The sequence below is a fragment of the Sediminimonas qiaohouensis DSM 21189 genome (assembly GCF_000423645.1).
Classification (GTDB): domain Bacteria; phylum Pseudomonadota; class Alphaproteobacteria; order Rhodobacterales; family Rhodobacteraceae; genus Sediminimonas; species Sediminimonas qiaohouensis.
In genome coordinates, this window is record NZ_AUIJ01000044.1 from 1 (window position 1) to 9,311 (window position 9,311).

The following is a 9,311-nucleotide window of genomic DNA, read 5'->3' on the forward strand; positions in this document are numbered from 1 at the left end:
AAGGCGGTCGCCAAGCTGGTCAAGGACCGCGAAGTGCTGCTCAGTTTTTACGACTTCCCGGCCGAGCACTGGAAGCACATCCGCACATCAAATCCGATCGAGAGCACCTTCGCCACCGTCCGCCACCGGACCGGCAAGACCAAGGGCTGCCTGAGCCGGAAAACCGGCCTCGCCATGGCCTTCAGGCTGATGATGTCAGCCCAGGCGAAATGGCGAAAACTCGACGGTGCCAATCGGCTGCCGGAAATCGTCCAGGGGATTGCCTTCAAGGACGGGATCAAGCAACTTCAAGCCGCCGCCTGATCACGCCGTCACCAACTTTCGGGCATAGCTCGTAGGCTGCGAACGCTGGCAGCTCTCAAGTCGTGGCTTTGTCTTTTCCTGCTAAGGCCCCAATACCCACAGTAGGTTGATACGCCGATTGCCGCAGCGCGACTGTCGGTTGCGTTGATGAGGCGCTCGGTCACCTGAGCCCCAAAAAGTGCGAAGAGAGGGACGCCATAGCCAGTCAAAAATGGCGACCTGATCGGCCCAGCGTCTGGCCGCGCGCTCCATCAACGACCGAATTTTACGTCGCGGTTGACAGGATTGCACAAAAGCGCCGATTTCTCAGAGGCCGTTTCGTGGGACTGCTTCGTCCCAGGCCTCCTCATGCACGATTTCTTCGTTCTGCCATGCGCGCAAGCGTGCCTCGATGCGAAACTCAGATGCCCCCGAGGTGAGCCGTGTGGTCGTCTCGGTCCGGATATGCCAATCCTCGCGATGCATCTCGTGGGTCCATGTCACCAAACCTTTGGCCGAGAGCGGATCATCGGGCAGAATTGAATAGTGCTCCACCCCTTCCGCGGAATGTGTGATCCCGTGTTCGGTGATGTGTGCGGCACCTTCGTGATCGCGCAGATCGATGTTCAGGCGGCCGGTCGCCGCGTCCTCGGACATGATCCATTCCGACTCCGGCGGCGTCTCGAAGCTGACATCCAGCGGCTGGCCTGCGCGTGGCGCGGCAAAGGCGGACGCGGGCTCTGGCCGCTCGGTGCGCAGCGGTAGGGTCAGTGTGGTTTTCCCCGTGTCCACCCGAAGCGTGACAGGCGCGGGTGCGGGCCAAGCCAGCGGGAAGTAGCTAGTCGAAATGCCCAGCCGGATGCGGTGTCCGGCGCGGAAGGTTTGGGCTACATGCTTCATCGGCACGTTCACGGTATAGCTGCGGCCCTGCTCCAATGGCTCGGGGTGCTCATGACTGTCGTGATGCGTCAGGTTGAGCAGCCCGTAACTGACCCGCGTGGCGGCCCCGTCGGGGGCCACATCCATCAGCCGCAGAGCGACCTGCGCTATCGGCTGATCGACGCTGAAGGTCAGCGTCAGGTTGGCATCGCCCACCATGTGCAGCGGATCGGGCAGGGGAGCCGTGTCGAATGTCAGGCTACCGGCATCGTCGCGCCGCTGATCGCCGGGCTGGTCGCCGACATGCGCGTAGGAGCACCACTTGCCCCCGTGCCGCCCGACCCACAGTGGTGAGGCGATGTCGCACCGCCCGGAAGGCAGGCCGCCCGTCGCCGATAGCTGCCCCTGCGCCCCAAGAGCAAAGGCAGTCGGGACAACGTTGGGCGACGGCCAGGACGGTTCGGTGATCCAGTAACCGTCACGCTGCGCATAGTGGGTCTGCGGGCGGGCGTGATCCTGAAGGAACACGCGCAGCGGCGGCTCGTCCATGATGCCGGTATCCTGGCCCTTGAGCCATTGATCCCACCAGCGGGTTTCCTCGCTCAGCCAGTCGATCGCCGGCCCCGGCGCCCCCACATGCGGGTAGCGGTGCGCCCATGGCCCCACAATCCCCTTGACCGGGCCGGGCAGGTTCTCGACCAGGCGAAACACCGTGCGGCAATAGCCATCTGCCCATCCGCTAACCGCGTAGACCGGGATCTTGATGTCCGAGTAGTCCTCGCAGATCGAGCCGTGTTTCCAGAACGCATCGCGCGTCTGATGCTCCAGCCAGTTCTTCAGCCATAGCCCGGAGCCCTCCAGCCGCGCCTTCCACATCTCGCGCCAGCGGTCGCCGACATGCACCGGGTCCGGCGGCAGCGTGTTGATGCCGAACATCACCGAGGCCCATGACAGTTGATCACACAAAAGCGTGCCACCCATGTAGTGGATATCATCGGCATAGCGGTCATCGGTGGAGCAGATCGACACCACAGCCTTGAGTGCCGGGGGCTGCAGCGCAGCAAGCTGGAGCCCGTTGAACCCGCCCCACGATATGCCGACGATCCCGACGCCGCCATCGCACCATGGCTGATCGGCGATCCAGGCGATCACGTCGCAGCCGTCCTGCAACTCGATCTCGGTATACTCGTCGGTCATCACCCCCTCGGATTCGCCGGTGCCGCGCAAGTCGACGCGGACATAGGCATAGCCCCGCGCGGCAAGCCACGGGGCGCGGGCATGGTCGCGTTCAAGCGTCTTGTCGTTCTTGCGGTAGGGGATGTATTCAAGGATTGCCGGAACCGGCTGTGCCTTGGCACCTTCCGGCATCCAGATGCGCGCAGCCAGCCGGGTTCCGTCCGGCATCGGGATCTCAAGATGTTCGATTTCGTGCACCGGGGTGGGCAGCGGGGTGTCAACTATCATGGGACAGGTCCGGAGTTGTGTTCGACAAGGCGCCCGATGCTATTGCGCCCGGGTCGGAGGAAGTCCAGCAAATTCGGGCCGTCATTCCATGATATCGGTGAACTCGTAATTCAGGCGTTTCATCACCTGCTCGTAGTTCCATAACAGCTTGGATTGTTTGCTTGCCCCCATCCAGACCGAGGCGACAGCATAGGAGTAGGCGTCCTGCTCGGGCAGCTCCGACAGCTTCATGCCCTGCGTCACGTGGGATGCAATGCGTGTGCCCGCGACCTGTTCGGCGGCGACCTCGATCTCGGCGCGCGAGGGCGTGCGCGCCACCGTCGCGTCGTTGAAGAAAACCCGGTAAAAGAACTCGGCGGCGACTTTTTCGGGGCCTTCGCCCTTCGGCATGTCCGGCTTGCGGCCAAGGCCCAGATCGATCGTTACCTGTTGATGGCTGACCCCGTCGATCATTTCGAACAGGTCGCAATGTGACTGCGCGATGCGGGTGTTGATCTCCAGCAGCCAGATCTTGTTTTGCACCTCGTCCCAGTAATACTCGATGTTGAAGCCGGCATTGTCATAGCCGATATGGGCCATGACCTTGCGGGTAATCTCGCTCATCGTGTCCTGCACGTGCTGCGGCAGGGTTGAGGGGTAGTAGTAGTAGAAAAAGCTCAGCACCTGAGGGTAGCGGATGGAATCCACCGTGCCGTAGGGCACGACCTCGCCATCATGCACGTAGCCCTCTACGGTGCATTGCCGCCCGCCGATCACCTGCTCGGCCATGCAGTAATGCCCTTCGATGGCCTTAATGTCGTCGGGCAGATCGGCCTTGTCCAGCACGTAGTTGAACGGCTCGGAAATCTGGCCGATCTCGGCGCGGAAGGCGGCGATGGCATAATCGAAATCCTCGGGGCTATCGATGCGAAACCCCAACCGCGAGCCCGAGGACTTGATCGGCTTCACGAAGAAGGGAAAGTGCAGGTCGGCCTCGCCGATGCGCGACAGGGCGTCGTCGTCGAACGGATCGAACGCGGTGAAACGCGGCACGTTATCGGGGATCACCTCGGCCATGACCTGGCGGGACCAGTACTTGTGCTCGCACTTCAGCAAGCTTTCGAGCGATGTGTTGCGCGTGCCGTATTTCTTGCAAAGCAGCGGCAGCATCGTGGACACGGGAAAATCGATATAGCCCACGATGGCATCGATCGATCCCTTGTGCGCATCTAGCGTCGCCTCGGCTTCGGCCAGCATGGCGGGGATATCGAATTCCTGCGTCTCGGAAACCGCCTCGGCGGTGAGCAGCGGATGAAAGGCCACGTCATCCACGCCCCTGAGCCGTGTGAGGCGTTCAGCGTTTAGGGCATTCATCCCGACGACAAAAACGTGCTTGGTCATTGTTCGTGGTCCTTTCATGTCACGGCGCGCTGCGATCCGCCGCACGGCATCCGCGCGCTTATTCTTGGGCGAGGTCGGCTTGAACCGGAAAGCTGCGACCCTTGAGGCGCTCGGTGGTGCCGGCGATATCGTCCACCAGAAGCAGTAGGAAGTCACCCAGTTTTGCATCCCCGATTGCGCGCGAGACGGCCTCCTGTTCGCTCATGATGACATGAACGGTGCAATTCGCGCCGGCCCCTTCCGCGCCCTCTTGGATAAGTTTGGCGGTTTCGCCCTCGGCCCGTCCGCGCGCATCGGTCTCATAGACATAGAGGATGTCACACATCCCGGCCAACTGCGCCCCGAGCGCCGCCAGATCCTCGTCGCGGCGGTTGCCCGGCGCGGTTGAGACACCGATCTTGCGTTGCTGCCCCAACCCGTTGACAAGCGGCTCCAGCGCTTTGAGCGCGGGCACGTTGTGCCCGTAGTCGATCAGGCATTTCACACCGTCGGCTTCGAAGTAGTTGGTGCGCCCCGGCATCTGTGCCGGGGTTGGGTGAAAGGTAAGAAGGCCGGCTCGGATGTCGTCCATTTCCAAGCCATGCGCCAGCGCGATCGCCGTCGCAGCCATGGCGTTCTGGACGTTGAAGGGCGCGTGGCCCTCGAACGCAATCGGCACGTCGTTTACATCCACTACATCCACCGTGACCTTGCCGCGCATCAGCACGATGCGCCCGTGGCTGACGGTGACGACCATTCCGATCTCGCTCAGGTGATCGCGCAGGGCCGGGTTGTCGGGGTCCATGGTGAAATAGATGATCTCGCCGCGGGCCCAGTAGGTGCCGTGTTCCATCACCAGCGGATCGTCGGCATTGAGCACGCAATACCCGCCTTCCTTCTTGACTGCGTCCACAACCACGGTCTTGCAGCGCGCCAACTCGTCCAGCGTATGAATGTCGCGCTCGCCAAGGTGATCCGACGCGATATTCAGCAGCGCCCCTACATCGCATTCATCGAAGCCCAGGCCCCGCCGCATGATGCCGCCGCGGGCAACCTCCAGCACTGCATGCTCGACCGTCGGCTCGCGCAGGACGGCCTGCGCCGCGGCCGGGCCGGAATAATCACCGCGCAGGATAACATGATTGTCGATCTCGACCGTGCCAGTGCACCCCATACCGACTGAAAGTCCCGACTGGCGCAGGATATGAGAGGTCAGGCGCGTCGTCGTGGTCTTGCCATTGGTGCCGGTGATTGCCGTGATCGGGACGCGACCATTGTCGGTCACGTCGGGGAACAGCATATCGACTACATGCTCGCCCACGGGACGCGGCGTGCCGTGGGTGGGCGACATGTGCATGCGAAAGCCCGGACCGGCGTTCACCTCGACGACGCCGGCCGATTGCTGATCAAGGGGCCGGGTCAGCGTTTCGGCCAGCAAGTCAATGCCGATGATATCCAGCCCGACAAGGCGGGCGATCCGTTCCATCGCGAACTTGATCTCTGGATGCACCTCGTCTGTCAGATCTGTGGCGGTTCCGCCGGTCGAGATATTGGCCGTGGACTTGAGAAAGACGATCTCGCCCTCGGGCGGCACGCTATCAAGCGTCAGGCTCGCCTGCTCGAGCATGCGGTGGGTCTGCTCGTCGACGTTGATCTGCGTCAGAAGGTTCTCGTGCCCGACCCCGCGCCGGGGGTCCTCGTTGGCCTTGTCAATCAGGTGCTGGATCGTCGATTTCCCATCACCGGTGACATGCGCGGGGCGCCGCCGGGCGGCGGCGACCAGCTTGCCGTCGATGACAAGCATCCGGTGATCCTCGCCGCTGACATAGCTTTCGACGATCACCGCGCCGGAGTTGTCGCGCACCCGCGACAGCGCCGCCTTGTAGCCCGATTTCAGGTCTTCCATGGTGCCGATGTCGGTGGTCACGCCGCTGCCGTGATTGCCCGCAAGCGGTTTGGTCACGACCGGCCAGCCGATCCATTCGGCGGCCTCCTTCACCTCGTCCCACGAATAGCAGGTATAGCCTTGGGGCACCGCGATGCCCGCGTCTTCGAGGATCTGCTTGGTCCAGTTCTTGTCGTCCGCGATGGAATGCCCGATGATCCCTGATCCATCGGTCACCGTAGCCTGAAAGCGGCGCTGCTTCACGCCATGGCCGAGCTGGGTATAGCTGGTGCCTTCCGTCAGGTTGTAATAGGGAATGTTGCGCGCCTTGGCGGCGTCCACGATCGCCCCGGTCGAGGGACCGAGCGCATTTGCGTCGCGCACCTCCTTGAGATGCTCGATGATCGGGGCAAGATCGACATGCCCGCCATCATAGAGCGTGCGCACGATGTCCACCGCCGCCTCGCCCGCCGCGAGGCCGGTTGCCTCGTCGCGGTAGCGGTAGATGACATTGTAGATGCCGGGATCGTAGCTATCGACGGTCTTGCCGTAACCCACTGAAAACCCGACAAGGTTCTGCAACTCGATCGCCACATGCTCGACCATATGGCCTGCATAGGTGCCGTTGCGCACCCGTTGCAGGAAGCCGCCGGGCTCTCCTACTGAACATCGGTGATCGTGGATGGTTGGTAGGATTGCTTCGAGTGCATCGGCGATCCCCGGGATCTTGTCGCTCGGTCGATCTTCGAGGTCCTCGATATCGAGCCGCATGAAAATGGCTTTGTAACGGCTATAATAGTTTGGCCCGCGCAGTGCGCGGTGCTCAAGAATACGCATTCCTTTGCTCCAGACCCTTGGTCCCGAGCTCTTCCGCGCTCAGGACACGCCGGTCCGATAGACTGTATGCGTTCCCATCGACCAGCGCATGCATTGTGACGTTGTGGACGCTGACCGCCTCACCATCCGTCAAATCAAATACATTGGAGCCTGTAATCGTTGAGCTGTCAACGATGATCACATGGCCGGATCCGAAGGCATGGATTGTGCCTTCCTCGAAAAGAACCGCAGCATCTTCCCCAAGCCCGACGCCAAGATATTCGGGATTGGTGGCGCCAACCTCCATCAAACGAGAGAATCGCCCCCGTTCGAGGAAATGCGTGTCGATGATCACCCCGTCGATCAGCCCGAAGCCCGCGGTCATCTTGACCGCGCCTTTTCGCAGGGAGTCGACCGCAGGGCCGCCATAGACCATTGTCGTCGACTGACATGCAGCGCCGGCGCTGGTTCCGGCGACGACCGCGCCGTCTTCATATTTCTTGCGAATGGCCGTGAGCGCGTCCGATCCTCCGAAAATGCTGGTCAGTCGCATCTGATCGCCGCCGCTGATAAACACCACGTCGCTGCGCGCGATCATTTCAAGCATGCTCGAGTCCGAGGCATCCGCGCGTTCCCGAATCCGGATGTCCATTACCTCGCCGGCGCCCAACCGCTCGAAAACCTTGCGATATCCTTCGAACACCTCGTCGGGGACACTGCTGGCCGTGGTGATCACGCCAACGCGCGGGTCCGCCATCTGCGAGAACTGCAGGACCCGGCGCAGGATTTCTGTATCCGACGCCTTGTCTTCGGCACCTCCTATGGCGACGAGCTTGCGATTTAGCGTTGGCTTGGTGGGCATGTTCATGAAAGGTTCTCCGGGCCTCCGTAGGCAGCGCCTACGTTATATGGAACGTATCATGCCCTAAACAGGAATGTTAGCCAGTCTGTGGCGACAATCACGCAGTGGTGTCGTAACGTCACATTAGTTGACTTTCGAATATGATCGGCAGACCCGCCCCCCGCGCGCATTCGTCGATCAAGAACCCGGGAAAGGACGCCTCATGACACAGGGTTTCGTATTGGCAATCCACGGCGGTGCCGGTGTCCTGCCAAGGCACGACATGACGCCCGAGCGCGAGGCGGCCTGCCACGCCGCGCTGGCGCGGGTTCTGCGCGCCGGCGAAGAGGTTCTCAAGGCCAACGGCGCTGCGCTTGATGCCGTGACCGCCGCCGTGTCCACGCTTGAGAATGAGCCGCTGTTCAACGCCGGGCGCGGGGCCGTGTTCACACGCGAGGGCACGCATGAAATGGACGCCGCGATCATGGACGGGCGCAATCGGCGGGCCGGGGCCGTGGCGGGCATCTCGGGCGTGCGCAACCCGGTGCACTTGGCCCGCGCAGTGATGGAGCGAACCGATCACATCCTGATGATCGGCGAGGGCGCCATGACCATCGCCCGCGATGCCGGCCTCGCCTTTGAGGATGACGATTATTTCTTTACGCAAGAGAGGTGGGACAGCCTACAGCAAACCCTGCACATGGAAGCCGAAGGCACTCTTGATGACGACCCCTCGCGCCGGCATGGCACCGTGGGGGCGGTGGCGCTGGATCGCGCTGGCAACCTTGCCGCGGCGACCTCGACCGGCGGGATGACCGCCAAGCGCGTGGGCCGCGTCGGCGACAGCCCGATCATCGGCGCAGGAACATTCGCCGACAACGCCACTTGTGCGGTATCCGCTACGGGCGACGGCGAGGCGTTCATGCGCTGCGTCGTGGCGCATGAGATCGACGCGCGGATGCGCCATGCCGGTCAATCGCTGGCCGGTGCCGCCGAACAGGTTGTGCGGGCCGATCTGGCCGCTTATGAGGGCTCCGGCGGGTTAATCGCTATCGACTGCGACGGACACGTGGTCATGCCCTTCAATTGCGAGGGCATGTATCGCGGCAGTGTACGGGACGGCGAGGCCGTTCAAACAGCGATCTATGACTGACTTGGCGAATACATCGCGGCAAGCAGTTTGGGCCGACCCCGCCGTGTATGCGATAGTTCTACCGCTTCCGTGAGCAGGTGTCGTGATTGGCCCGGCGTCTTTCGATGTCCTGTGCTGCGGCGGCGGTTGGGGCTGATTCAGCGCCGGTAGGCACCGTAAGAACAAGACAGGTCGGGACGGGCAGGGCGGTTTTAAAGCATCCACCCATAACAATACACGCCCCATATAAAACCTTTCCACAGCAGCCCGGAGATCATTTACGTGGCGGTCATGATGTATGCCCGCTTTCACTCCGGTTCGCGCCGGCCTCAGGTTACCTCTCGCGCGTCCAGCCAGTCGCGTAAGATCCTGCGGTGACACTTGCCGTCATTGCAGGGGAAATGGCCACCGTGGATCACGCGCACGAGCAGGCCGTAGAGACGCACCATCGAGAGATATAGCTGAAAGTTGGTGATGGCCCCTGAGGGGCGGCATATCATGGCGGTGTTCACGCGCCGTCAATTCTCTGGAGAGAAAGGGATATGCCACATGACGAAGTCTACCATCACGCCATTGCCTGATCCATCGGGATTTTCGCCCGATCCGCTGACGGATATCCTGCGCTCCGGCGCGCGTCGCCTGATCGAGCAGGC

At 62.2% G+C, this 9,311-nt stretch carries 6 protein-coding genes; 2 read left to right on the forward strand and 4 right to left on the reverse strand.

The window, feature by feature from the left end:
• Positions 1 to 303 (forward strand): transposase (locus tag G568_RS19355; protein WP_037374458.1); only part of this gene is annotated, 303 nt, incomplete at its 5' end.
• A 306-nt stretch (positions 304 to 609) separates the two neighbouring features.
• On the opposite strand, the gene G568_RS0117100 is transcribed toward G568_RS19355, so the two are convergent.
• The 4 genes from G568_RS0117100 to G568_RS19360 all read right to left on the reverse strand — a co-directional run bounded on the left by G568_RS0117100 (position 610) and on the right by G568_RS19360 (position 7,553).
• Positions 610 to 2,625: a CocE/NonD family hydrolase gene (locus G568_RS0117100; RefSeq protein WP_026759120.1), complete on the reverse strand. Its 2,016-nt coding sequence runs from the start codon at positions 2,623 to 2,625 to the stop codon at positions 610 to 612.
• Between the two features lie 81 nt (positions 2,626 to 2,706).
• Positions 2,707 to 4,005, reverse strand: coding sequence for an ATP-grasp domain-containing protein (locus G568_RS0117105; protein WP_026759121.1), 1,299 nt, complete (start codon positions 4,003 to 4,005; stop codon positions 2,707 to 2,709).
• A gap of 58 nt (positions 4,006 to 4,063) precedes the next feature.
• Entirely contained in the window at positions 4,064 to 6,706 is a 2,643-nt protein-coding gene (cphA, locus tag G568_RS0117110) for a cyanophycin synthetase (RefSeq protein WP_026759122.1), read from the reverse strand.
• Complete coding sequence (locus tag G568_RS19360) at positions 6,693 to 7,553, reverse strand: cyanophycinase (RefSeq protein WP_037374460.1); 861 nt, start codon at positions 7,551 to 7,553, stop codon at positions 6,693 to 6,695. Before G568_RS19360 ends, cphA begins: the two co-directional genes overlap by 14 nt.
• Positions 7,554 to 7,749: 196 nt before the next feature.
• On the opposite strand from G568_RS19360, the gene G568_RS0117120 reads away from it, so the two are divergent.
• Positions 7,750 to 8,679: an isoaspartyl peptidase/L-asparaginase family protein gene (locus G568_RS0117120; protein WP_026759123.1), complete on the forward strand. Its 930-nt coding sequence runs from the start codon at positions 7,750 to 7,752 to the stop codon at positions 8,677 to 8,679.
• Positions 8,680 to 9,311: the final 632 nt, after the last annotated feature.